21 protein-coding genes are annotated in these 25,937 nt (G+C 35.9%); 7 read left to right on the top strand and 14 right to left on the bottom strand.

Annotation, left to right across the window (positions count from 1 at the left end; genetic code table 11):
- Positions 1-1,404 (bottom strand): YfcC family protein, encoded by a 1,404-nt coding sequence (locus tag ACXAGJ_RS02355; protein WP_474836774.1) that lies wholly within the window; start codon positions 1,402-1,404, stop codon positions 1-3.
- Positions 1,405-1,544: 140 nt separating this feature from the next.
- Between ACXAGJ_RS02355 and ACXAGJ_RS02350 the strand changes: the two genes are divergently transcribed.
- Positions 1,545-2,744 (top strand): FG-GAP repeat domain-containing protein, encoded by a 1,200-nt coding sequence (locus ACXAGJ_RS02350; protein ID WP_474836772.1) that lies wholly within the window; start codon positions 1,545-1,547, stop codon positions 2,742-2,744.
- A 34-nt stretch (positions 2,745-2,778) separates the two neighbouring features.
- On the opposite strand, the gene ACXAGJ_RS02345 is transcribed toward ACXAGJ_RS02350, so the two are convergent.
- The 5 genes from ACXAGJ_RS02345 to ACXAGJ_RS02325 all read right to left on the bottom strand — a co-directional run bounded on the left by ACXAGJ_RS02345 (position 2,779) and on the right by ACXAGJ_RS02325 (position 10,495).
- A complete protein-coding gene (locus tag ACXAGJ_RS02345; protein ID WP_474836770.1) occupies positions 2,779-4,785 on the bottom strand; it encodes a hypothetical protein in 2,007 nt (668 codons plus the stop codon).
- 423 nt (positions 4,786-5,208) lie between these two features.
- Entirely contained in the window at positions 5,209-6,135 is a 927-nt protein-coding gene (locus tag ACXAGJ_RS02340; protein WP_474836768.1) for a hypothetical protein, read from the bottom strand.
- A 12-nt stretch (positions 6,136-6,147) separates the two neighbouring features.
- Positions 6,148-7,338, bottom strand: coding sequence for a serine hydrolase domain-containing protein (locus ACXAGJ_RS02335; protein WP_474836766.1), 1,191 nt, complete (start codon positions 7,336-7,338; stop codon positions 6,148-6,150).
- A gap of 62 nt (positions 7,339-7,400) precedes the next feature.
- Complete coding sequence (locus ACXAGJ_RS02330) at positions 7,401-9,230, bottom strand: serine hydrolase (protein ID WP_474836764.1); 1,830 nt, start codon at positions 9,228-9,230, stop codon at positions 7,401-7,403.
- Positions 9,231-9,361: 131 nt separating this feature from the next.
- On the bottom strand, positions 9,362-10,495 hold the full coding sequence (locus tag ACXAGJ_RS02325) for an alpha/beta hydrolase-fold protein (RefSeq protein WP_474836762.1): 1,134 nt from the start codon (positions 10,493-10,495) through the stop codon (positions 9,362-9,364).
- A gap of 186 nt (positions 10,496-10,681) precedes the next feature.
- On the opposite strand from ACXAGJ_RS02325, the gene ACXAGJ_RS02320 reads away from it, so the two are divergent.
- Both ACXAGJ_RS02320 and ACXAGJ_RS02315 read left to right on the top strand, forming a co-directional pair.
- Positions 10,682-11,689, top strand: coding sequence for a sensor histidine kinase (locus ACXAGJ_RS02320; RefSeq protein ID WP_474836760.1), 1,008 nt, complete (start codon positions 10,682-10,684; stop codon positions 11,687-11,689).
- The gene (locus ACXAGJ_RS02315; RefSeq protein ID WP_474836758.1) at positions 11,686-12,381 is read left to right on the top strand and encodes a LytR/AlgR family response regulator transcription factor; all 696 of its coding nucleotides are present in this window, start codon (positions 11,686-11,688) and stop codon (positions 12,379-12,381) included. Before ACXAGJ_RS02320 ends, ACXAGJ_RS02315 begins: the two co-directional genes overlap by 4 nt.
- 33 nt (positions 12,382-12,414) lie before the next feature.
- Here the strand turns inward: ACXAGJ_RS02315 and ACXAGJ_RS02310 are convergent, their stop codons facing one another.
- From ACXAGJ_RS02310 to ACXAGJ_RS02290, 5 genes are all read right to left on the bottom strand, one after another.
- A complete protein-coding gene (locus ACXAGJ_RS02310) occupies positions 12,415-12,903 on the bottom strand; it encodes a hypothetical protein (protein WP_474836756.1) in 489 nt (162 codons plus the stop codon).
- 78 nt (positions 12,904-12,981) lie between these two features.
- The gene (locus ACXAGJ_RS02305; RefSeq protein ID WP_474836754.1) at positions 12,982-13,803 is read right to left on the bottom strand and encodes an SDR family oxidoreductase; all 822 of its coding nucleotides are present in this window, start codon (positions 13,801-13,803) and stop codon (positions 12,982-12,984) included.
- Positions 13,804-13,834: 31 nt separating this feature from the next.
- A complete protein-coding gene (locus ACXAGJ_RS02300) occupies positions 13,835-14,803 on the bottom strand; it encodes an SDR family NAD(P)-dependent oxidoreductase (RefSeq protein WP_474836752.1) in 969 nt (322 codons plus the stop codon).
- A gap of 253 nt (positions 14,804-15,056) precedes the next feature.
- A complete protein-coding gene (locus tag ACXAGJ_RS02295; RefSeq protein ID WP_474836750.1) occupies positions 15,057-15,965 on the bottom strand; it encodes a helix-turn-helix domain-containing protein in 909 nt (302 codons plus the stop codon).
- A 158-nt stretch (positions 15,966-16,123) separates the two neighbouring features.
- The gene (locus tag ACXAGJ_RS02290; RefSeq protein WP_474836748.1) at positions 16,124-19,147 is read right to left on the bottom strand and encodes a WD40/YVTN/BNR-like repeat-containing protein; all 3,024 of its coding nucleotides are present in this window, start codon (positions 19,145-19,147) and stop codon (positions 16,124-16,126) included.
- Positions 19,148-19,484: 337 nt separating this feature from the next.
- Here ACXAGJ_RS02290 and ACXAGJ_RS02285 point away from each other — a divergent pair, with 337 nt between their 5' ends.
- A complete protein-coding gene (locus ACXAGJ_RS02285; protein WP_474836746.1) occupies positions 19,485-20,081 on the top strand; it encodes a Crp/Fnr family transcriptional regulator in 597 nt (198 codons plus the stop codon).
- A gap of 72 nt (positions 20,082-20,153) precedes the next feature.
- Entirely contained in the window at positions 20,154-21,545 is a 1,392-nt protein-coding gene (locus tag ACXAGJ_RS02280) for a 2OG-Fe(II) oxygenase (RefSeq protein ID WP_474836744.1), read from the top strand.
- Here ACXAGJ_RS02280 and ACXAGJ_RS02275 read toward each other — a convergent pair.
- Both ACXAGJ_RS02275 and ACXAGJ_RS02270 read right to left on the bottom strand, forming a co-directional pair.
- Positions 21,517-22,191 (bottom strand): LytR/AlgR family response regulator transcription factor, encoded by a 675-nt coding sequence (locus tag ACXAGJ_RS02275; protein WP_474836742.1) that lies wholly within the window; start codon positions 22,189-22,191, stop codon positions 21,517-21,519. The genes ACXAGJ_RS02280 and ACXAGJ_RS02275 overlap by 29 nt on opposite strands.
- 8 nt (positions 22,192-22,199) lie before the next feature.
- A complete protein-coding gene (locus ACXAGJ_RS02270; protein ID WP_474836740.1) occupies positions 22,200-23,222 on the bottom strand; it encodes a sensor histidine kinase in 1,023 nt (340 codons plus the stop codon).
- 206 nt (positions 23,223-23,428) lie between these two features.
- On the opposite strand from ACXAGJ_RS02270, the gene ACXAGJ_RS02265 reads away from it, so the two are divergent.
- Together ACXAGJ_RS02265 and ACXAGJ_RS02260 are read left to right on the top strand one after the other, a co-directional pair.
- Positions 23,429-24,142, top strand: coding sequence for a hypothetical protein (locus tag ACXAGJ_RS02265; protein WP_474836738.1), 714 nt, complete (start codon positions 23,429-23,431; stop codon positions 24,140-24,142).
- A 6-nt stretch (positions 24,143-24,148) separates the two neighbouring features.
- Positions 24,149-24,850, top strand: a complete 702-nt coding sequence (locus tag ACXAGJ_RS02260; protein ID WP_474836736.1) for a M23 family metallopeptidase — start codon at positions 24,149-24,151, stop codon at positions 24,848-24,850.
- Between the two features lie 106 nt (positions 24,851-24,956).
- Here ACXAGJ_RS02260 and ACXAGJ_RS02255 read toward each other — a convergent pair whose 3' ends face one another.
- Positions 24,957-25,892 carry a TolB-like translocation protein gene (locus ACXAGJ_RS02255; RefSeq protein ID WP_474836734.1) on the bottom strand — a complete coding sequence of 312 codons (936 nt, stop codon included), beginning with the start codon at positions 25,890-25,892 and terminating at the stop codon, positions 24,957-24,959.
- Positions 25,893-25,937: the final 45 nt, after the last annotated feature.

Below are 25,937 nucleotides of genomic sequence, written 5' to 3'. Positions count from 1 at the left end.
TTAGCTATAATTTGTTGCTACTGCTATAATTAAGGTTAAAAAGGCAATACCTATTAAACTGAGTAATACCGGAAATATAAAACGAATCCATCGATCAATGGGTACGCGACACATGCTCAGCATGGCAATTAATCCACCTAAGGTAGGGTTAATTAAGTTAGATAACCCATCCCCCATCTGAAAAGCCAAAATAGTCACTTGTTTGGTAAGACCAAGGGATTCTCCCAAAGGTAGCATTACGGGTAAGGTAGCCAATGCCTGCCCACTTCCCGAAGGGATAAAAAAGTTAATCACCGATTGCGAAATGGTCATACAAATAGCGGCTACGTGTAGTGGTAAACCTTGCAAAATACTGGAAAGTTCATAAGAAATCGTATCTCCAATATTCCCCATTTCCATCAATACCTTTATCGAGGTGGCAAAACCTACCATAAAAGCACCTGGAGCGGCAATACTTACTGATTTTAATACAGTTTCACTCATCTGCGTGGCTCCCATCTTGGATACCAATCCGCAAAGAAGTGCAATCATTAGAAAAACGGCCGATAGCTCGTTGATGTACCAATTGAAATTAAAGACTCCGTATAGAATGACTAAAAGTCCAATCGTGAAAATGGCAATCACCATGATGTTGTTGCTGCTTAACCGATAATCACTAATAGGCTTCGATAAAGATAATTCGCTAAGGTCAAGATTTTTTCCTAGGCTTTTGTCTGGATTTGCGGTAATCCTTTTAAAATATCGCACATTATAGAAAGCCATAAAACTTAAGGCTGCAAAGCAGAGTACGCTTCGCAATAAAGCTCCAGAGAACATAGGGAGTTCTGCGAGTTTATGTCCGGTTCCAACGGTATACGCATTGATAGGAGATAAACCAAAACCTATGGTCATCGCTCCTACGGAAATACCTGCTGCCAAAATTAAATCCCCTCCTAGTGCCAGACTTAGCACAGCTGCAATGGGTACCATAGCGATATTATTTTCATAGCCTATAGCCACTCCTAGCATACCATAGATAAATGTCATGATGATGATGATCAGTACTTTGTTCTTTTGCCCCAATTTCCTAACCAAGGTCCCTACTCCATTTTCTACTGCTTTTGTTCTATCCATAAAGCCAAACATAATCCCTCCAGCTAGTACGATAAAAATGATCTCAGAAGCTGCTTTAAATCCCAAAGGAATCGCTTTAAACATATCCAATACCCCTATAGGTGTAGACGTGATCACCTTATAAGAATTAGGAACCACAGCACTTCTGCCATTGACCTGTATGCGTTCATACATTCCGGCAGGAAGTACATACGTCAAAAGAGCAACAAAGATGATAATACCAAACAGCATGGTTATGGCATGAGGAATACGTTTAAAAAAAGAGCGTGGTAACTTCGGTTGAGTAGTCATTTATGTGATTAAAGGACATAAAAATAGCTAAAAAAGTTATTCGTTGTTATCGCTGATTTGCTAATGTCATGTTAATGTAAAGCGCATGCCGATTCCCATGTTGCAAAATAACTTACATTAGCAAAAAACCACACAAATCGATGAAAAAGAGTCCTATATTCTTGCTAATGTTTGGGATTATGCTCCATGGGCATAGTCAAGAACAAAAAGCTGCCGTTTTGTATACTGATGCTACCCTAACCCACTTGCCATATCAGGATCTGCAAGCCCTTTCTATGGATGCAGGAATTGCCGATTTTGATGGAGATGGAGCCCCTGATATTTTGATCGCCAATGAGCATAAACCCAATATCTTACTCATTAATGATGGGAAAGGAAAGTTCACCAATGAAAGTAAACGTATTCCTCAAGTTGCTCATGATAGCGAGGATATTGGTATTGCCGATTTTGATGGAGATGGAGATCCGGATATCATTGTGGTGAGTGAGGATGATAAAACCAACGAACTGTATCTCAATAATGGAGATGGGACCTTTACCGATGGTGGAGATCGAATTCCTGTAACTGGAACTTCTAATTCTGTGGTAGTTTACGATGTGAATAATGACGGGGCTCCAGATATACTCATTGGTAACAACGGCCAAAACAATGTATTGATTAATGATGGAAAAGGGAATTTTAAAGATGAAACCTTGGAACGTTTTGGTGCATTTACAGATGTAACCCAGGATCTTACGCTATGCGATATTGATATGGATGGGGATCAGGATATACTTGTGGCAAACGAAGATGCCAATCGCATATTGGTGAATGACGGAAAAGGCTTTTTTGAGGATCAATCCGCAGATCGACTCCCCTACCGCTCGGAACCCGAAGAAACCAGAGAGGTAGTTACTGCAGATATCGATGGAGACGGAGATCTGGATATTTTATACGGAAATGTGCAAGCCTTTGTACCCAATGCACTGCGACAGAATCGATTGTTATTGAATGACGGGAAAGGATTTTTCTCAGACATTACCACTACGCATCTACCCAAAGATGAACACCGATGTTTTGGAGTCGCTTTTTTGGATATCGATCGTGATGGGGATGTCGATATCATGACGGGGAACACCAGCGGCGCTCGATTTGATGGAGATAGCCCTTTCAGTGTATATATCAATAATGGTAAAGGATCATTTTCTGATGATACAGGTACCTTTATGCCTGCCTCTATTAAAGGCAGAGGATTTGATATTGACTTTGTGGATGTAAACGGCGATGGCATCCAGGACTTGTTCTTAAGCAATCGAGGTTCACAGGATTTTTTGCTTTTGGGTAAGAAAGGGTCAAATTAATCGAGTTGCAGCGATAAGAATATTCTATAATTAATTATGAAACATTTTTTAGAAAAGATTTAACTAGTCGTAGAACTGAAGGGTCATCTCCAATGTAATCAGTTTTTCGGTACCCATTTTTTTCTCTTGATTCAATAATTTGATAATAATCTGAATAAGTGTCATTTTGAATGTAAAGCCGCATTACTGAAGGAAGCTTACTTTTAACATAATCTTTAAGATCTTTTGAATTTTCCATACCTGTGGCAACAGAGATTACTATAAAATCCAGTAAATTTACAGTTCTACCACATTGTTTGTTGCAAAGGACATTTTTGTCTAAAAACTCCACAATAGATTTGGTTTCACCACCTATTTGCTTTTGGGCTTCTAATATAAATTCCATAATTGACCTATCTCGTTTCCAACTAGTGTCTATTGATAATGTTTCACTAATTGAACTACAGATTTTTTCTAAATCCTGAGAACATAATTGTTGTTTATCATCTCCTGCTACCCGATCTTCAGAAGATTGCCATAATGCATTTAAATATATATACCTTTCAATTGTTCTTTTTGTTATATTTCGTCCCTTGTTGGTTTCGGATATTAATTGGAATGTTTTTTCTAATAATAATTCTCTTTTAATTATTCCGTTATCACCAAATGCATTGTTAAAATTGTTTTTCAAAGTGACTACCAAAGTTCTTCTGTTTTTATTGATAGAATCTATTGGTTTCTTCTTTATGAATTGACTATTGAATTTTTGAATTACAGAATCAACTTCTTCTTGATTAATTTCCCGTCTATCAGAAATTTCTATTTGTTTTGGATTATTCTCTAAGTTATAATCAACAAATAGCCCATTGATTTTTAGAGGCTTTTCCAGAAAAATCTTTTCAAAAGGTATCATTTTTCCATTTATCTCCGGTTTGTCTATTAGTTCTATTGCAGAAAGATCACTCAACCGATTAATTTGATTGTATCGTGTATAAGTTACATCATATTTGTAATATGTGAACTTTTTACTTGTAGTATCGATATGGCCTATTTCAATCCATTTAAATGATTCTTTATTAGTCAGATTCTTCAACTTTAAGATATACCTACTTTTGTTCTTCTTCTTTTTACTTTCTACGGTTTTGGTATAAATACGTGTATAATTATCTAAATCTAAAGTTTCTTTCTCATCTATATCAAATACTTCAACACTACCGTCAATTAATATTGGAATAGACCGGTATTCATATACTAGATAAGTCGATCCTAGAGTGATAATAATTAGAATAAAAAACCATGATTTAGATGAGAATCCGTCAAATTGAGAAAGGCTAAGATGTATTTCAGGATACTTAAAAAAGGCTTTAAAATCAGTCAAAACAGCTAATGTTGATTTTAGTTTTTTTATAGATAAACCTAGAAATGTAACTAATGTGGCTATTACGCCTGTTATAATCTCATGCTCATAAAACAGTTTGTCCTGTAAGTAGATATTTCTATTTAAATAATAATTCCATATGCTTAATCCAAGAATTAAGATAATGAGCACTGTAAGATTTACGTTCGTTAAAGTGGCTTTTTCTTTTCTTTTAACTTTATTAATAACAACTTGTCCTATTTGATCTGTATATTTCGATTCTCCTTCAATAATCAGGTCCAAGCGTCTTGAATGAATGAAATAAAAACTTGCAAAAAACTGTATAAAACAAGAATTTTCATTTGTTTTTTTTACTTTAAAATGATTCCCTTCATTGGTTACTTCAAACTTTAATACTAGAATATTTTGATTTTCATCATTTGAACTTTGGAGTAAAACAGGAACCGAAATCATCTCTCCACAAATGGTGTTTTCTGTCTGGTTAATAATGTATGAATGTATAGATACGTTTGATACGGAAAGAATTTCTTTTCCATCTAAAACAATTTTTTGTATGATCACATTATTGATTCCTCTTGGTCCAGAATTGATTTTTGTGAAAGTTATCGGTAATTCTATAATAACATTTTCCGAATTCAATTTCGAAATATTCAAATTGCCTACTGCTGTAACATCAATATTCATGGTACTCTTTATTAGTTAAACCCTTATTTAGAGCACAGCATGGTCAGGAATATCATAAGAATGAGGCAAATAATAGCATTTTAGGATAAAGGATTAAGGAAACATTAGAGATGGGAAGTACAATCTTAATTTTTACAGTTCTAAACTGTTTTATGAAATTTAAATTTACAAAAGTTAATAGGTCTTTAATTGAGGTTTTCCATAATCTATTGAAAATTAGCGTTTAAAAACCAATTTTGTTGGTATTTTCCTATACAAGCTCTACACATAATCAAATAAATCTTACTAATTAAAATATTCCAACAATGTTTTAGCCAAATTATCAGAGATAAATGAAGAAGAGGGTACTAATTGAAAAGAAAAATAGAGAATTCTCGGGTTCTCAGCCTATATCGACTTTGTTTTGATAACTTTTTAGTGCTGTTATCTGGGTCTTACATTATCAATAACTTCTGTACTCACCCAATAAAAATTGGATAAGCCTCCTTCTTCATTATACCTGCCAAAAAACAGATATTTACCATCTGGAGTGATGCTTGGACAGGTTTCTGAAAAGTTAGAATTCACTTCGCTTCCAAGATTTACAGCTTTTGACCATTCCCCATTTTTCTGTTTAAAATAGACGTATATATCGCTTTTTCGTAGTGTATCTTCTCTATTTCTAGCATTCGTCACTATGTAATTTTGAGATGGTGCAACAAAACCATGAAAACCTCCGATTCCTACTTCTCGTATTTCAGGATATGCGTCCCCTTTCTTTGTTGCAACATACATTTTACGTTTGGATACATTGGTATAAAAAAGGTCGCCATTTTTCGCTTCGTTGGCATAAAACACAAAATCATCATTTACGGGGGAATCCAATTGTTTTGCTTCGCTCCAAGAATTTTTAAAACGTTGTACATACCAAGTTTTTACAGACTCTTTATGATGTGGTAAAGAAAAAGAATCATGAGCAGCAAAATGAATCATTTTACCGTTGGGGCTTACCATAGGATGCATCTCTCCTACTTTATTACCCTTAGTAAAGTTTGCTTTTTGTGGGGTGGTCCACTTCTGGTCTTCGAGTTTAGCATAATAGATACTGGGTTCCCCGTCCTCATAATTAGCACTGAAATATACTTCTTTGAAATCTGGAGAAAATGAAATACCGTGCTCATATCTTCCTTCTAAGGAAACAATTCCCGGGGCAAAAATTTCAGGTATTAATTCGGGAGGATCTTGTCCAAAATAACGGTTTCTTGTTATTTCATGACTAACATCATTACTTTGTTGCTTTTTGTTTGTGTTGCATGCCAATAAAAGTAGAATTCCAATAAGGAAGCATATAGTGAAATACGGTTTTTTCATTGTTTTACTGTATTAGTTTATAAATGCAGGTAATACACGTTCTGCGATGATTTGCATATAGTTGGTATCGTTATCATGAGCGGTATGTACTACCATCAAATCTAATTCGTCGATCAATACGACAAACTGGCCATATCCTCCTTGTGCTGATCTAGCAAAATAACTTTTATCCCCACATTGTAGGTTGGCACTCCACCAAAAATACCCATAGCCTTGTTGGGATACATCTTTACCACCGTAATGTACTTCTTCATCACCGGTATACAAAATTCTACTTGTGGCTTTTTTGATATACGCTTCTGGGATCAACTGTTCACCATTCCATTTTCCTTTGTTTTTGGCAAGAGTTCCAATTTTTACCATATCCCGAGCAGTGATCCTGGCTCGACTTCCGGATTGGGGTAGCCCATTATCTGCAATAGGCCAAACATAATTAGTAATGCCCATTTTGTTTAGTAATTCCTTTTGGATAAAGTCTTTGGCAGATCCTGGCACTATGGCATCGATCACTTGCATTACCAAAGTAGCATCCCTACTGTATTTAAAAGTTTGGGTAGCAGAAGTAATTGGGGTACTATGGCTTAACCAGGTTTGTACTTGCTGCGGTCCTTTGATCATGTTTGGGTTTTTATCAAACATCTCTCGTTGCTCGTCGGTTAAACGTATACCGGAACGCATGGTCAAGGCCTTATGCAAGGTGATTTTTTCTGCGCCCATCACTAATTTGGTAGCATCTACATCTTTTAAAAAACTGATCAAAGGTTTATGTAGGTCTTCCATGGTAAGATATCCTAACTGGATCGCTCGACCCAGTGCCAAACTAGTATAACCTTTGGTGGCCGAGGCTTGTGGATGTGGTAGGTTGATACGACCGCGGTTGTAATAGGATTCAAAGATCAGTTTTCCTTTGTGAGTAATAAGAAAACTGTCGTATCTACCATGTAGACTATCGGCAATCTCTTTGGTAAGGGTTAGGATCATCTTTTTATTACCGCCATCAACACCTAGTTTTCCCACAGGGATTTTGTCTTTTATTGCCTTGGGTGTAGCATCGATAAAGGCATTTTCCAGGTAAGGAATATCGCGAAACGAACCTTCGATCTGTGCTGCTGTGGCCTCTGGGGCATGATCTTTTTGTTGGGCAAAACTGTTATTTATTACTATAGATAGTAGTATGAGTAGTAATCCTATTTTGTTTTTCATGTTTGTAATGGTTTATCAATGTTTGACCGTGGTGTAGGTACTGGAAGAAATGAAAGTTAGTTTCATTTACCTTTTTGTAACTCCTCAAGTTTATGTCGGGTACCGTTGTTTTCAGGATTCAGTTCCAATGATTTGGTATAATTTAAAATAGCCAGATCAGTTTCACCTATTTTCGCACAGGCTTCTGCGTAACTATCATACACTCTAAAACTATTTGGATAGAGCATCATATTTACTTTGAAAACATCTTGTGATAATTTCATCCTATCGTCATGAAAAAAATCGTAGCCTAGATCATTTAAATAGTCTTCGGTAACCGTAAGATAGGTTGAGTCTTGTTCTTTTAAGGCCTTATAGGCATTAAGTGCGCTGTCGAAGTTGCCTTCAAGAAGGAATTCTATGGGTTCTTTTTTATTCGTATCTACTTTATCAAAAGCTAAAGCTATTGTTCCGTCGTTTCTATTTAAATACTGTAAATTCAGGGATTTATTTTCAGGATTTGGTTTGAATTGTATCCATCGACTAGAGTTTCTTCTCACAAAACTGCTATCTGAGATTCTGACTAGTTCTTCAGCCTCTACGTCAAGGATATTTTTATAGAATAGTTGATTATCCTTTTGAAAAACCTGAACAATCCTACCATTGTTGATATATCTTCCTGTAATTTGATCTACTAAGGACTGTTCAACTTCTATTTTTTTATGTACTGGAATGAATTTGTCCCAATCATAAGCCAGGGCTACAGCCCGAATTACTTCAGCATTAAATTCGGGGAACGTAGAATTCGTGAACACCACCACACCATAACCTTTGTCTCTATGTGCCATAATCTCGGCATAAAAACCTGTGTTCCATCCGTGATGCCTTAAGTAGATCTCTTCGTTTCTATTGATGAGCTGAAACCCTAACCCCAATGTAAATGACCAACCAGGATTACTCACTCCATAGGGTGTTCCCATTAATGTTGTCAGATTTTTTGATAATCCTTTAGTAGGCTTTCCATTTAGGGTTTGCTGTACGTTGGTTATAAATTTAGCATAGTCCTCAGCAGTCGTCCATAATCCGTCTGAAGCCATTGATGGATGCATCTTTCTTCCATCTTTTACCATAGAACCATCTTGTAAATAACCAGTTGCTGCCTTCGTTAATTGCTCTGTGGTAAGAGATTGATTAAATGTGCTATTGTTCATTTCTAAGGGTTGTAACACGAGTTCATGCATGATCTCTGGAAACGTTTTCCCCTCAACATCCAACATCATTTGTTGAATAGGTACATAACTAGCATATGCAAAACGAACACTTTCGTCAGGTTCTTTATTTATGGTAAGAGGCTCGTTTTTGGCTGGGGAAGTTCCGTTTAAGATTTCTACAAGTGTTGGGATTTTGTCATTTATATGATATGATCCTGTCCCTCGAGGATGTATTCCGGCCGAATGATTCAAAAGATTTTTTATGGTGACTTTCTTTTCTTGAGTAAATTCATTTTCTGGGACTTTCCAGGATTTTAAATAGTTATTAATGTTTTCATCCAGATCTAGTTTCTTTTGTTCTACAAGGCGTAATGCTCCATAGGCTGTTACCGGCATACTCGTTGCTGCTGCCTGGAAAAGTGTTTGTGTGGTTACAGGGACTTGACTTTCTTTATTCACAATACCATACCCTTTTGCCCATGCAATTTCACCATTATGTATGACCGCGATGCTCACACCCGGAATACCATAGTGTTTCATACGTTCTTCTATAGTCCATGTAGAATCTCCTTCTATATGTACCCGAGTTGTAAGACCAGTTTCTACCTTTTTGATCATATCAAAGGAAGTATCCGTATTCGATTCTTGCACACATGATTGAAAAAGAATGAGGAGGAGGAAGATTGTGACACTTTTTTTCATTACTAATACCTTTTTAAAAATTCTTCTTTTGATTTCATTTATGTTCAGTCCTTAAGGAGTTTGATGCTTCTGTAGATATTCTTCGGATCTAAGGTGTTCACCCGTAGATCTTTGATGAGTACATCCAGATTTTAATTTTTGAGTCGTTCTAACAAACGTTTAGCCAATGAATAATCAGGATCTATCGTTAGGGCCTTTTTGAATAAAGTCTTAGCCTTTTCAATTTCCCCTTGATCTCTACGTACTACCCCCATACCTATGTAAGATTCTTTTCCTTCCGGATACACTTGTAAAGCATATTGGAAGATTTTTTCTGCAACCGTTACCTTCTTACTTCGTATTGCATCGATCCCTAGATTCATTATTATAGATATTGGCGGATGTATTTTGTACCCGTATCGAGTTGATAATTGATCAAAATGTTGCGTCAATTTATCCAAAGTAGCCAAATTTTCATAGGGGTTAAAGTCGGGGTATAACGCAAGAAGATACATGGTGAAATCTATGGCTGGTACATGACCTTGATTTATCAATTTATCTACTTTATAGGTGAAATTTTCAGGTTTGTCTTCTTTTAAAACACTAGAGAATTCAGCAATAGCCGTTGTGGTATCTTCACGATCATCATCGCTGTAAATGATGTGTAGAAATCTGTTTTCCGAAAGCGTTTTTAACGGGCCAGTTTTAATTTTTTGTTGAAGCACTATTGGTATGTGCATAAGAGATGGACTGCTTGCAAAGTAGGCATTAAAAAGATGTGGTTTGTTGAGTAGCGTGTAAACACTGAAGAACCCGCTGTTAGAAGCGCCAAAAAGAACGTTGTATTGCACGGTCCGATATGTAGCAGTGACATGGGGTATGAGTTCCGTCTCAAAAAAGCGAATATAATTATCTGGAATTTTGGTGTCTTGATGTTCTCTGGTTGGGAGCAAAATACTATTTCCTTCGGGTAAATCTACTCCAATGAGTATCATCTCAGGAATTTGTCCCTCACCCATGTAGTCTAGTGTAGAAGCTAACATAGCAAACCGTGCTCGGTAGTCTGAACCCAACATATACAGCACGGGATAGGTTTTATTGGAACTACCATAGTTTGCAGGTAAATGGATTGATAGTGGGATAGTTTTGTTTAAAACGGTTGATTGAAATGATGCTTTCTTGCCTAAAGTAACTGCGGGTTCAGTATCGTTTTTAATATTTCCCTGTGCCAAGATGGTATTAAGGGAAATGAGGCTTATCCATAGTAACAACTGTATTGTCTTCATAATTTTCTTTTTTATGTCATGAATCTGAATAAATGTACAGCATTATATGCGTCAACATTGATTAACAGGACAAACAGAACAATTAAATGATAAAAACAATTCATCATTGATAACTGGCTTTTGTAAGAAATTATAGCAACTGCTGCGTATAGATAGTATCTTTATACCCTTTTAATAAAAACACATATGTTCAACAGGTCCATAAAGAATACCATACTCCTTAATGCAGGCGCCTTTTTGCTGGTTGGTATCCTTGAAATATTAAGTATCTGGGCATCCCGTGATAATTTTGAAACCGCCTATTCTTTTTATATGCATGGGTTTAACTATACTTTGTATATCATGGTGATTATCTGGATCAACCATTTTATTTTTATCCCTTTTTTATTAGATAAGCGGCGTTATGTGTTATACGTTATTCTAGTAATTGGGATCATATTTGTAGGTGCGTATATTCGAGGACATGCATACAGCTGGCATACCGTTAACAAGATGTTTTTCTTTTTGATTTATACTACGGGAACGGGTATGGCGGCTTTCTTTTTGAGAAGAAGTATCATCATTCAAAAAGAAAAAAGCGAAAAGGAAAAACTACAAAAAGAGATCGAACTCAATTATTTAAAACAGCAGGTCAATCCCCATTTTTTGTTTAATTCCTTAAACAGTATTTATGCACTATCTCGTCAGCAATCCCCAGAAACTCCTGATGTGGTGATGCAACTATCGGAATTGATGCGATATCAGTTAGAGAGTGCTAAAAAGGACACTGTTTTACTAAAAGAAGAACTAGAATTTATAGAAAACTACTTGTTACTGGAAGAAAAGCGATTGAGTACCCGTTGTAAGATAGAGTTTGTCATCGAGGGGCAAGTGTCGGACTTTACCATAGCCCCCATGTTATTGATTCCTTTTGCAGAAAACGCAGTCAAACATGGTGCCCAAAGCACAAACGACCAGAGTACTATTGATATTACTACTACGATCAAGGGTAATACACTCAATTTTTGTGTGGTCAATTCAAAACCTACTACGGTTACAACATCCAAAAGAGAAGGAACCGGGCTCGAGAATGTAAAACGGCGTTTACAGCTATTGTATCCTGATCATACATTAGATATTGAGGATGAAGAAAAAAAATATCGTGTAAATTTAGCTATCGATTTAAAAGCTCCCCAACCAAAAACTGCTTTATGATGAAAATAGGTATCATAGATGACGAAATACTAGCGCGCAAAGTGTTGGAAGAGTATTGTTCTAAAATTGACAATTTTGAAATTGTACTCAGTACCGGTAATCCCTTGGAGTTTATCAACTTTGCCCAGCATAATGAAGTTGATCTTATTTTTTTGGATATTGAAATGCCAGAGTTGAACGGAATGGAAATTTTGAATGCCATGGTACGTCCGCCTAAGGTGATCTTAACAACAGCCTATTCTGAGTATGCGCTTGAAAGTTACAATTATGGTGTGGTAGATTATTTATTAAAACCCATAAAGATCGAACGTTTTTTGAAAGCCATTAACAAGGTTACAGTGTCAACCATTTCTGCTCCGAAACAACATAGTGCAAAAGAAGAGTTACAGATCAAACACGATGGGATGCCTGTAAATATTCCCTTTGCTTCTATTTTGTACATCCAAAGTTTTGGAAATTACTTGAAGATCTTTACGGATACCAGAATGTACCTGATTTCAGAAACCTTAATCAATATCACTACCTTATTATCTGAGAATTTTCAGCGTACCCATAAATCTTATATAGCCAATTTGGAACGGGTAACCAAAGCCACCCGTACCCATTTATTGATCGAAGACACCAAAGTTCCCGTGAGCGCCATGTACAAAGTTATTGTTTCGGAAAAGCTGGAGGATTTGGCGAAGTCATGAAAACAATTGATTTTGCTTCTCTCCTATCCCATTTCAAGCAGTAATTAGTTCCAATACCTTTTCAGACCGAGATACAAAGCCGTAATCGATGATATATGTGGCAGCAAACAAAAGAATAAACCCAACGGCCATTCCTTTATAATATACACTTGAAATAAACAACAATGCCACCGCTGCAAATAATATAAGAGCGGGATATACATATTTCATTAATGTTTTTCCAGCTTTGTTATCGTTAGTATGTTTTTGTACCTCCTTTAAGATCGCTTCATCTTTTGAGTTTTCGTAGAGCGCAATACTCTGTTTGACATGAGCCGGACGACTGTAAAGGATATATCCACCATAACCTATAAGCACCATTAATAATAGCCCCAAAGGCACTAAAGAACCACGAAGTAATAAATGTTGACTACGTAAAATAGCAATACAACCAATAAGTAAAAGAATACCAATGCCTATCATGATCTTACCTTGAAGCAATTCGCCTTTTTCCCATAGTTGTAATTGTTGTATAAAATCCATATTCCTAAGCTAATAAAAAATAATAAAAATAAAGTAAAGCATGACTAAACATGCTTTACTTTGCTAAAATTCATTGAGTTAGATCCCCAAATTTTGTTTCATCATACCAATAAATTCGGTATCATTCATGGTCTTTCTTGCCGTTAACAACTGTTCTGCATCCTTTCCTGCTCTATACCTTAGGGTATTAGTATTATCTGAAGCAGCATTAAAAATTACATCTGCAATTAACTCGGGTGTGCTCATCATTTCAGGATCAAAAGCATTAGCAAATGCAGCATTCATATTAGTTACAAACTCATTATAGTCTGTTAATGCTTCATCATGTTGAAAATCTAACGATCTGCCTCCAAAATCTGTTGCAACTCCACCAGGTTCTACAATCTTAACATTGATTCCTAAATGAGCCAATTCGTAATGTAGAGATTCGCTAAAACCTTCTACAGCGAATTTAGTAGAATGATATAATGGCATGATCGGAAAGGTCATCTGTCCCCCAATAGAAGAGATATTGATAAATGTTCCTTTTTTATTAGCTCTAAAATGTGGTAAAACGGCCTTGGTGACATCAAATAGACCAAATACATTGACATCAAATTGTCGTCTAATCGCCTCATCACTTGCCGATTCGAAAGTTCCCATCAATCCATAACCTGCATTGTTCAATACTACATCTATACTTCCAAATTTTTGAATACCTTCGGCTACGGCAGCCTTGATCGTTGCCTTGTCCTGAACATCTAGTTTTGTTACCAAAACATTCTCCAATTGTATAAGTTCTTCCTCTTTTTCTGGGGTTCGCATCGTAGCTACTACATTCCATCCTTCCTTCTGAAACTTAATGGCTGTGGCTTTTCCGATTCCTGAACTCGCTCCTGTAATTAATATTGTTTTACTCATTTTGATGTTGTTTTAAATTGTTATTGTTTGTTTAATTTAATCCTACTAATTCTCTACTTATGTTCACCAATGTTCTAGCAGTATCCATATCATTAGCATTGGGGTTTGGAGATTCCATAGGGAATCCTCCTTTTCTGCATGCTTTATCACGATATAAAACACTGTGTTGACTGAAGTAGGCTCCAGAATGTTTCAATGCATCATCAGACAATAGGCAGTGCAGTGATGCCTGAGCAGATTCCCAATTACTATCGCTGAAGTTCAATGTTTTGAAAATAGGCTTTAATACAGCGAATAAGGAACTCATCAACACTCCTCCGCCACTTCCAAAGTTAGAACGTGCCCAGCCAGGATGTATGGAATAGGTAGTTACACTTGTGTTTTGCAGGCGTTCTGACAATTCTTTGGCATATAAAATAACTGCTACTTTGGCTTCGCCATAAGCCTCGAAGTTGTTATACTTTCGTTTTTTATGGTGTAGATCTTCTAAATGTACTTTCAGACGGTTTTTGGCGCTTCCTGCATGCACAACAGACGAAACTATGGCCATTCGTGAGTTGGGCGTAGCTTTTAACGTATCCAACAACAATTCTGTCATCAAAAAATGACCGAAATAACTGGCAGACCATGTATATTCGAATCCATGTTTGGTGTATTTGGGGGTGTTTTGCATGTTGACCATACCTGCATTACACATTAAACCATGTAATTGATGATGTCTGGATGTAAAAGTGGTGACAAAATCTCTAACCGATTGTAGATCTGCCAGATCACATACAATGACTTCGCTGCTTCCTTTTAAGTTTTTAAAATTATTTCGTGCTTCTTGTGCCGCTTCTGGCCTTCTACAAGCCATCACCACATGAGCTCCTTGTTTTACTAACTGTTGAGTAGTCTCAAATCCTACTCCAGAATTTGCCCCAGTAACAATATACGTTTTGCTACACAAATCTTTGGATAGTGTGTCGGGATCACACCATATTACATTTTTATTTGCCATAATTATTTTATTAAAAATCTTTCCTTTAAAAGTTGCTTTATTTACTCCTGAGGATCTGATTGATTGAACATTTCCTGCCCTTTGGTGTTTGTTTTTTGTTGATCTAATTTGATTTCATTACAAATTTACCTCACTCATATCGTGATTATTAACACTTATTTCCGAATGAAAAACACTTTTTACTGATTTTGAAATTAGATATAAAAAAAGCGATTCTATTTTGAATCGCTCTTTATGCTAATCATCATTTTCTTTAGTTCAGGTGCTTATATTCAGAAGGGGTAAAACCAGTTTTGTTTTTAAACAATCTGGTAAAATAGTGGGGGTAATTAAAACCTAAATGATAAGCTATTTGACTAACAGATTTGTTAGTTCCTGCTAATTGATTTTTAGCCAATTCGACGATATAATCGTTGATATGATCTTTTGCAGAACGTCCTGTTTCCTTTTTTAGGACATCACTAAAATAATGTGAAGAAAGATTCACCTTGTCTGCAAAGTAATCTACAGAAGGTAAACTAAGTTCTAATTGTTTTTCTGAGGAAAAATACTCTTTTAAAACACGTTCAAAAGTAGAGAACACATCTTTATTTTGTGCTGTTCTTGTATTGAATTGACGCTCATAAAACCGTAGTGATAGATTTAGCAATAATTCAAGGTTCGAATTAATCACACGCTGGGTATGATTGTCTATACGTTGTGAAAACTCGTTTTGAATATTCTTAACCGTTTCGTTGATTAATTTTTCTTCATCATCAGAGAGATGTAGGGCTTCATAAACCCCATAATTAAAAAAGGAATACTCATTAATAATTTCGCTTATGTGCGTATTTCTTATCAAATCTGGGTGAAAATAAAGCATCCATCCTTTGACTTCTCCTGGTTTCATCTCTTTCTCAACAGTGCTTACTTGTTTAGGTCCAGAGAACACCATAACCCCCTCAGAATAATCAAAATGATTTCTTCCATACTCTACACCACAATCTTTGTCTTTGAGGGCGATCATATATAGATCCGAAACAACTTTAGTTCCGATTTGAGAAGCTGGAACATCCAGTTTTTCAGTGTCTATTAGAGTAATTAACGGGTGTTTTGGCTTTTCAAAACCAAAAGCTTGGTGAAGCTCACTGATAGAGTTAATATGTACTATTTTGTTTTCCATACCTTGACTTACATAATAAGCACAAAAGTAATTATTGTGTTAGGTATTAAATTTACACAAAATGCAGATTGTATAACACTTTTTACGTATTGATGTGATAAACAGCTTACACTACCCTATACTTGGAACTATATGAGAAACAACTATAATCTTTAGAGCTAAAGCTTATTTTTAATAGCCGTAAAATCTGTCATCAATTCTTGATAACGTTCTACCACATCTTTCCCTATAATTTGATCAGCGCCATTAACCATGTTGTAGATATAGGATATTTGTGATACTAACATTTGTTGCGGATAGGCTCCTTTTTCATTCTTAAGCTGTTGTAAAGCTTTCTTTAAGCTTTCCAATTGATCCCTATTTGTCTTTTGATCTCTGGTTTCTAGCTTTTTGACTTCTTTTTCTAAGCGATCTTGTAGCAGACGAGCCTGGGTGAGCAACGCGATCACTTTTTCTTGCATTTCGTGTTGTTTTTGAAGTATCTCTTCGGTTATTCCATCGGCTTTTACACGAGGATCTACCAACACTACAAAATCTTGCTCCATACTTTTATCACCAACAGTAAGTTTAACCGTATAGTTTCCTGGGAGCACCATTGGTCCGTTTTTGTAGCGTTTTTTTGGGTCTTTGTGCCAGGGTCCTATTTTATGCAGGTCCCATTCAAAACGATTTAGGCCCTTCTTGGCCTTTAGTTTTTTATTAACGTATCGAAAGGTGGTACTCAAATTCATATCTTCCACTTCTTTAACTGAAGATTTTAATTGGGTACTATCGCTTAACATGGTAATAAGTGGTTCATTTTTATTATTAAAGATTTCTAGCTTCAAACCTTTGGTAGCCTCAGGTAAATAGTAATCCATATAGACTGTAGTTCTTGGATATTTGGGAAAGCTGTTGCCGGCACGAATTTTTGGATAACGATAGCGTATTGTTGTATCCGGTTTAAAAAGATGGGGCGACGCCGCTAGATTTTGTATGGCTTTATCTCGTAAAGTGGTAATATTATCCAAAATCCAAAATCCACGTCCCATGGTACTTAATACCAAATCTCCTCTAAATATTTTTATATCGGTGATTGGAGTAACCGGTAGATTTTGTTGAAACGATTGCCAGGTAGTTCCATCATTGAATGAAACAAACATCCCAAATTCTGTACCTGCATACAATAATCCTTGTTGTACGGGGTCTTCCCGCAAGACACGAGTGGTATAATCACTTGGAATTCCGTTGGAAGCTGTACTTAATAAGGTCCAATTAGCACCATAATCGGTAGTTTTATAAAGATAAGGTCGAGAATCTCCCAATAAATGCCTATCTACAGCAATATAAGCTGTGGCTACATCATGATATGAGGGTGCAATAGATTCTACCCTGCCCCCTCTTGGTAGGTTTTTTGGAGTTACATTTTTCCATGTTTTACCTCCATCTTTGGTGATGGAAACCACTCCATCATTAGATCCGGTCCAAATCAAGCCTTCTTGTAGAGTCGACTCTCTTATCGAATATAAAGTACTGTAATATTCTTCTCCTGTAATATCCCGGGTTATCGGACTTCCTGAAATTACTTGTTTATCCTGTTCAAAAGCTGTTAAATCTGGAGAAATGGTTTCCCAGGAATATCCATCAGAATCCGTTTTATGCAAGAATTGAGATCCGTGATAAACGACATCTGGATTATGTGGTGAAACATGTATTGGTGCCACTCTCTGAAAACGATATTTTAAATCCTTGGGGTTATGCCCATAGATGTTGCTTGCTCCTACATATTGACTTTTCTCTACACCAGTAAGCTTGTTGAAAACACCGAATCGTCCTTTGCAATTGGCATATACAATATTGTGGTTGCCGGGTTTTGGAACGGCCGGTCCAGTTTCGCAACCTCCTGTATTGATCACCCATGCAGACCCAACGCTTTGCACAGCACTTGGTGGAAAACTTGGTATGGCTATGGTAGTATAATTGTCTTGTTGACCCGCATACAACCAATAGGGATATTGGTCATCTACTTCTACCTGATAAAGTTCTGCCGTAGGCTGGTTGAATTGAGTAGACCAGCTTTTACCTCCATTAAAACTAACATTAGCCCCACCATCATTGGCTTGGATCAAGAGTTTTGGGTTATTGGGGTTTAACCAAATGTCGTGATTGTCTCCATGAGGTACTTTCATTTCCTTCCAGGTTTTACCGCCATCTTCTGATTTGATCAATGGGTTGGCGTTAGAATACACGATCTCTGGATTTGTAGGATCCAACTCTACATTGGTGTAATAAAATGGTCGATTCACTAAGCGTTTATCATCAGAAACATGCTCAAACGATTTCCCTTGATTAACAGATTTATACAATCCTTGCCCACCTTCGGGAGCTTCGATAATGGCATAAAGAATACTAGAATTGGCAGCAGAAACGGCGAGATCGATCTTACCTATGGTGCCCTTTGGCAATCCGTTTTTCAGTTTTGTCCAATCTTTTCCTCCGTTAATGGATTTGTATATACCCCCTTCATCTGCAGATCCACCTGATATAATGGTCCAGGGCTTACGCTCAGCTTTCCATGCGGCTGCATAAATAATATTGGGGTTTCCCGGTAGCAATTCAATATCCGAAAAGCCCTCCTTATCTGAAATTGACAATACCTTTTTCCAGTTTTTTCCTCCATCGGTAGTTTTAAAGACACCTCGTTCTGGATTGCTTTTGAACGCATTTCCTATAGCAGCTACCCAAACCACGTTGCTATTGGTTGGATCAATTTCTACAGCGCCAATCTGTCCTACATTTTTAAGTCCGATATGTTCCCAGGTTTTACCAGCATCAATAGATTTGTAGACTCCTTTTCCACTTATGACATTACTTCGTAATCCGTCAGAACCTGTTCCCACATATACAATGTTTGGGTCGTTTTCGGCGACTTGTATGGCCCCTATTGATGGTGTATCAAAGAATCCATCAGAGACATTGTTCCAGGTCGTTCCATAATCTTCAGATTTCCAAACTCCCCCACCAGAAGCTCCTAAGTAGAATGTACCCGGTTGCATGGCTACTCCAGTTACTGTGGTTACACGACCCCCACGAGCAGGGCCTACAGTGCGATATTGCAAGGCTTCAAAATCTTGTGATAACGCGGTTATTGTTGAGATAAAAAATGATAAAAACAGTAATTGTGAATTTAGGTTGAAATTCATGTCAATACAATGGATTAGAAAATAATGATTTTTTTAGGTAGTGGACTTGTGAACAAATATTGAAAGCGTATCTGAAGATCCTTAGAATTGCTCTGCTGTCTGAAGTGAATCAATGCACTCATGAAAAGTAAAAGTTTCAATTTCATTTTTGTGGAATATCCTCCTAATTTGTAAGCCAAAGTGTTTGAAACAATATGATGGTGTGTCTCGGTATTGTTTATGGTTTTAAATATAGGAATAATGTAATGATCTCTTCTAGCTTTGTGAAAAATTTGGGATTGTGAATAATTCGCAACTGTTATAAAATTGATATAAACTTTGTAGCTTTATGGTGTTTATGAAGCAACCAGAAGAATATCAAAAATTAATAGCTTTTATTAGCAATTGGGTACCACTATCGGAAACAGATATCAATCTTTTACAGTCTGAACTATCTGTTGAAAAGTATAACAAAGGTGATCTTATCCTGAAACAAGAACAAATATGTACATCCTTAAAATTTGTTATTTCTGGTGTTTATCGCGTATACCAAATAAAAGACGGTAAAGAGATCACAAGTTATTTTAATTACGATTCACGAAATTTGTTAGTAGCTTCATTTGCTAGCTTACTCAAAGGACATCCTAGTAAAGAAATTATAGAATGTATTGTACCTGGTAGGTTGATCTCTGTCAAATATTCCTATTGGAAATGGCTGTATACTCAAAGCGAAGCCTTCAATTCTTTTGGACGACTAATGGCAGAGTTCAATTATCTCCTAGCTATAGAACGAATAGAATCTTTGCAACATCAAAATGCTTCAAATCGTTATGAAACTTTTATAAAGTTATACCCCGATTTACTCAATAGAATTCCACATCACTATATTGCTTCGTACTTGGGAGTTACACCAGAATCTCTGAGTAGAATCAGAAAAACTGTCGTTAATAAGTAGATCTTACCATACATCAATGCATATCTGTTTTAGTTCTATGACCTTTGTTTAAGGAACGTATAGATCTTTTATATGCATACAACCACCAAAATAAATGATTTAACAATTATAGAGATTGAAGATTTTTTATCTGATATAGATGTGGATAACATCTTGAATTCAAGAATACAGAAATTTGAAAAAGCTATAAGCCACTATCCAAATTATTACAGAAATAATGATCGTTTGGTAGAGAATAATAACGTGTTATCTGATTATCTATTTGAAAAGTTAACACAACGTCAGATTCCTGATCTAAAGGAAGAGATCACTGGTATTAATGAAAAAATCAGATTCTGCAGATACCAAAAAGATCAACTGTTTTCACGACATCAGGACGGGGTGTACTATCCAAATTCAAATCATGAGTCCAAGTTTACATTTCTGTTGTATCTTAATGATAATAGCTGTTTTAAAGCTGGAGCAACCGAGTTTTACACATCAAAAAATGCACAGTTTCCAGTAAAAACTATTGTTCCTAAAAAAGGTAAATTAGTGATTTTCGATCATCAAATATGGCATACAGGAGCTAGAGTTACTAAGGGAAACAAATACATTTTGCGATCAGATGTTATGGTTCAAAGTAATGAAGCTAGCACTAATCATCAAGGGTATATTTGGAATTTACTACAGCTGAATAACAACCAGCTCTTAAGTGGTGGTAGAGATACAAAAATAAAACACTGGAATACTAATCTCGAGCTTTTAAACACTATTGAGATTCATTCAAAATCGGTGATCAAGATGATATCACTTTGCCAAAGGCATGAGTTCATATCTTGTTCTAGGGATTTTACTGTTAAAAAATGGCACTTATCGGGTGAAGTATTGGCTGTTACTCATCTTGACGAGATGATTCTGAATATAGCAAACTTCAAAGACGAATTAATTATAGCGGTTGGAACTAGTGGAAAAATGTATGTTTTTGATGTTAATTTGAAAATTGTTGAAACGCTACAAGTACACCATCATTGGGTTTGGGGGCTTTCTATTGTTGGAAATAATGCTATAAGTTGTTGCGAAAATGGGAATATTTGCATCACTAATGTGTATTCCAAGAAAACCGAATGCTTGTATACACATGATCAACCCTTATTTTGTGTCAATACCGAAAAGAGAAATGTTATTCTTGCCGGGGCAAAAGATGGTACTTTGATAGAATTATCTTTGGAAACCAAAAAGGTTACAAAAACAAAGGTACATAGTGATATCATACGCTCAATTGTTTATTACAATGATCGCATCATTAGTTGCGGAGAGAGTAATAAGATCATTTCATTTGATGATAAAACTAATGAAACAACTGAAGTATTTGTCGCAAAAAACTTTCTACAAGATATAAAACTCATCAATGATTCCATATATGCTGCTGGCTATGATGGTATTATTACTAAACTTAAAATTGATCCAAAATCGCCTTTTTGAGTCGTACACTTATAGGAATACAATACATCCCAATACGAATTTGGTTATCTACAATTTTGTCTACCTTATATTTGGATACAATAAATGATTTATGTGTTTGTATAAAGGCTTCTTCGGGAAGTAGTTCTTTAAAAGCTTTTAAAGATGTATTAGTGATTACTGTCTCTTTTGTTGTTATGACTTTGATGTAGTTTTGCATAGCTTCTACAAATAGAATGTCTGCTAAGGAAATCTTTTTAAGCTGTTTGTCACTTTTTATAAAAAGCACATTATCCATAGAAGTATCTCCGAGATAGTGATATACTTTGTTCACTGCCTGTAAAAATCGTTCGAAAGAAATGGGCTTTACCAGATAGTCCAAGACATTATAAGAGAAACTTTCCAGCGCATATTCTTCATATGCAGTGGTCATGATAACCGAAGGAGAATTTTGTAACCCTTTTAACCAATCCATACCTGAAACCAAAGGCATATTGATATCCAGAAATATTACATCAATTTGATGTTGTTCTAGGTAGTGATTAGCTTGCAAAACATTCTTGCATAGTGCAATCACATGTGCCGATTCAATCTGATTACAATACTCGGCAATGCCTTCTCTGGCAATGGGTTCATCATCTATAATTATGCAATTAAGAGGTTTCATTTTACTTGTTATAATCGAATAGAAAGATTAACCATATGTTCAGCATTCTCTTTTTGAATACTTAATTGGTGTTTATCCGGATATACTAAAGATAATCGTTTTTGCACATTTTGTAATCCTATACCTCCTACTCTATTTTTGGTTATAGATACATCATCATAACTATTGATTACCTTCATACTAAGTTGCTTTTCCTGCTCTTTAATTTGAATATCAATAGTATTGGCATTGCTATCAATGTGATTGCTACAATGTTTAAAAGCGTTTTCAATAAAAGGGATTAATAAAAGCGGTGCAATTTTTAGTTCAGCATTTTCGATTTGAATAGCATAGGTTAAGTTAATGTCGCCGCCTTTACGGGTCTCTTCTATTTTTATATACTTCTGAATATAATCTAGTTCTTTTTCTAGAGGAATATGTGCATTACTTTCGTACAGTTGATACCGCAATAAACCCGAAAATTGAAGCAGGGTTTCTTTTGCCAAAGTATCATCTTTACCTATCAGATGGTAAACACTATTGATCCCGTTAAATAAAAAATGAGGGTTTAACTGTGCTTTTAGATATTTCAATTCTGACTTGTAGGTTTCCTCGATCAATTTTTGTTTGACCTTTTCTGATTTTCTGTATTCAAATTTTATGATGTAGTAAAAACCAGCTGCGCTGTATAAAATATGTATAATAAAATTGGTGATCAAACTTCCTGAAATTACTTCGCTGGTAATGTGATATAGATCATAAACCCAAAAATCCAAATACGTTTCGATTACCGTAACTAAAACAATGATAACAAGGTTGACCAGGTAAAATCTTATTTTTTGGTTACGTTTATAGATGCTGAGAAATAAAAAAGCTTGAGCATAAAACAATAACGCATTAAAGAAAAGTCCATAGGCGTATGCGTAAGCTAAGCTACCATCACTATAGCTAAAACCGTTCCAGTTGAATGCTGATCCAAAAATAACAAACCAATAGTTGAGTGACCAGAATGCAATATGCCCGATGTATAGTCTTATTCTTGAAGCATTCATTGTATTGTTTTCAACAAAGAACGACAAAATTTATTTGTTGAATTGAGGATTTCAACGTTGATCCTCGAATACACGACGATGATCAAATACTTATTTTTTGATATCACTTTTTCAATTGCTTTGCTTTTAAAAGTAGTGCGTTTTGATCTGTAAAAGAACTGTATAGGTACAAGGATCTTTCTCTACACGCATTCAACATTTAATTTATGAATAAAAGAATCGTCTTTTTGATTTTGATCTTTACGTTTTCTATCTCAACCGCTTTCTGTCAGGAAGAAAATAACGCTCAAAAGAATATATTAGAATTCTCTACGGGATATACTCTTGGATACCTAAAAAATCTGGCCTTTGCCCCAGTTCAACGTTATGAATATAATGCTTTGAATTATCAACTTAAATATACCCGTATTACCAAAAAGGAAAAGCTGTTTGAGGTACAACTCGATTATTTAAATTCTGAGTTAGAAACGAATATCATTCCAGAGGCGAACCCTCAATATGCTAAACTAGTGTTGAATATAAGTACGTTGAAACAAGTTTACAAAAACGAGAAGGTTAAAGTGTATGTGGGGCTACAAACGCAAACCAATGTCTCTTCTTATTTCGACTGGCGGCAATATGATGTTCAGCAAAAATTAGGCGTTGCAGGACGATTTGCCTATCACATAAATGATAAACAGTCCATTTCATCCAAAGTAGTGATTCCATTTATCCTTTGGAGAACTTCTACATTCGAAGAAAACTTCTATTCATTAAACAGATATCAAAACGCCTTATGGGCCACCGAATATAAATACAGTGTCTCTACTCATTTTGATCTGAAAGCGGGCTATACTTTTAATTATGATAGACTTCAGGTTTTTAATGCCTATCGAGAACTGCAACATCAAATTAACCTTGGTATTCACTTTAAATTTTAGTTCATTATGAAATTTTTGAAGTTACTTACATATACTTTATGTATCGTTCTAATCGTATCACCTATATCTTGTGCTGATACCCTAATTGGAGATGAAGGAGCTCTGGATGAAGATGTTTATCTCAACTATCAAACTCTTACAACATTAGAATTGCCTTTTGAAGAAGAATGGTTTGCGGTCAATGCCGGAAGAACGCATGGCGATGGAGCCCATCATTTTGTGTCACGTAGTGAACGGTATGCTTATGACCTGTTGATTGTACAAAATCGTAGAAGCTATTCTGGCGATGGTAGTAAAAATGAAGATTATTTTTGTTTTGGAAAGCATTTGAACGCCCCTGGAGATGGCAAGGTAGTAGGGATTGAAAACGCTGTTGAAGACAATCAACCTGGTACTGTAAATCGTACTCAGGTTGGGAATTACGTTATTATCGATCATCTAAACGGAGAAACTTCGATACTTGCACATTTAAAAAAAGGGTCAGTTATCGTCGCTGTAGGTGATATGGTGACTAGAGGGCAAGAAATTGGGCAAGTAGGAAATAGCGGAGCCTCTACCGAGCCACATTTACATTATCACTTGCAACAAACTTCAGAACCTTTACGTGAAGGATTGGGGCTTCCTGCGCAATTTTTGAATTATTATGAAGATGATGTATTTGTAGAACGCTCTGAACCGGTAAGAGGTCAAAGAGTAAGAAAAAATTAAACTTCTTAGGTATCAAGTGTATCATGTAATATCCAGAACACACATTAAACTGTTCTGGATATTACGGTAGAAATTACCTCTACAGACTATTTCAATTCAAAAAATACTATGGTTTTGGTCTTAGTTTTTCGATAATCTGAGCATCTACCCAGAAGATGTCAATATTATCATATTTGTCAGTTTCCTTTACTTTACCCACATTGCGGTTAAAGAACAAATATTTACCATCTGGGGTTACACTGGCTGCCGCTTCCCAAGCTTCAGTATTGATAGTTTCCCCCAAGTTAATTGCTTCTCCCCATGAGCCATCGGGTTGTTTAAAACTTATATAGATGTCAGAATTACCAAAACCATTTTCCCTTCTGCCATCCCAAAGGATATAGGATTCATCTGGAGCGATAAAGGGATGTGCATTCATTTTACCGGTGTTAATCTGTTTTCCAAACGGTTTTGGAGCTTCGTGTTTTCCATCAATTAATCGGGAATATCTAATAATCCCATTTCCACCTGGCATTCCTACCTCATCAAAAACATAAGTGCCTTTTGAGGATGCTGTAAGTCGCATGATTCTAATCTCTTCAAAAGGAGACCCCAGTTTTTTGATCTCAGACCATTCACCAGTTTGGGTACGCTCTTTATATCTTCTTCCCAAATGCATGGTCTTACCATCTGGGGCAATAAAAGGTTGCCCAACTCTGGGAGATATTACAGACTCTTCCCATTGATTGTTTTTATATTGAAACACCACAAATTCCATTTTTTTATCCTCTTCTTTCTCTCCTACTTCCCGTAAAAAATAAAACTCCTTCATATCGGGAGTAAAAGTTCCTCCATACTCCCAATTCAATTTGGCAACGACTCCTGGAGCAAAACGTTCTGGGGTTGTACCTGGTGGTTTTTGACCTAGATAAGCATTTTGCAAAGTAGATACTTCATTATTTTTTGAATTCTGGCTCCAGGTATTACTAACGTTCAGGCTGAACACCCCAATAAGTATAAGTATGAAATAGGCTTTTTTGTTTGTTTTCAATTTTATAATCATATTATCAAATTTTGAATATTTTAATCTACATTCAATTTCAACACA

The organism is Aquimarina sp. AWH4_224, from assembly GCF_056160245.1.
This window is presented reverse-complemented; position numbering and strand designations above follow the sequence as displayed.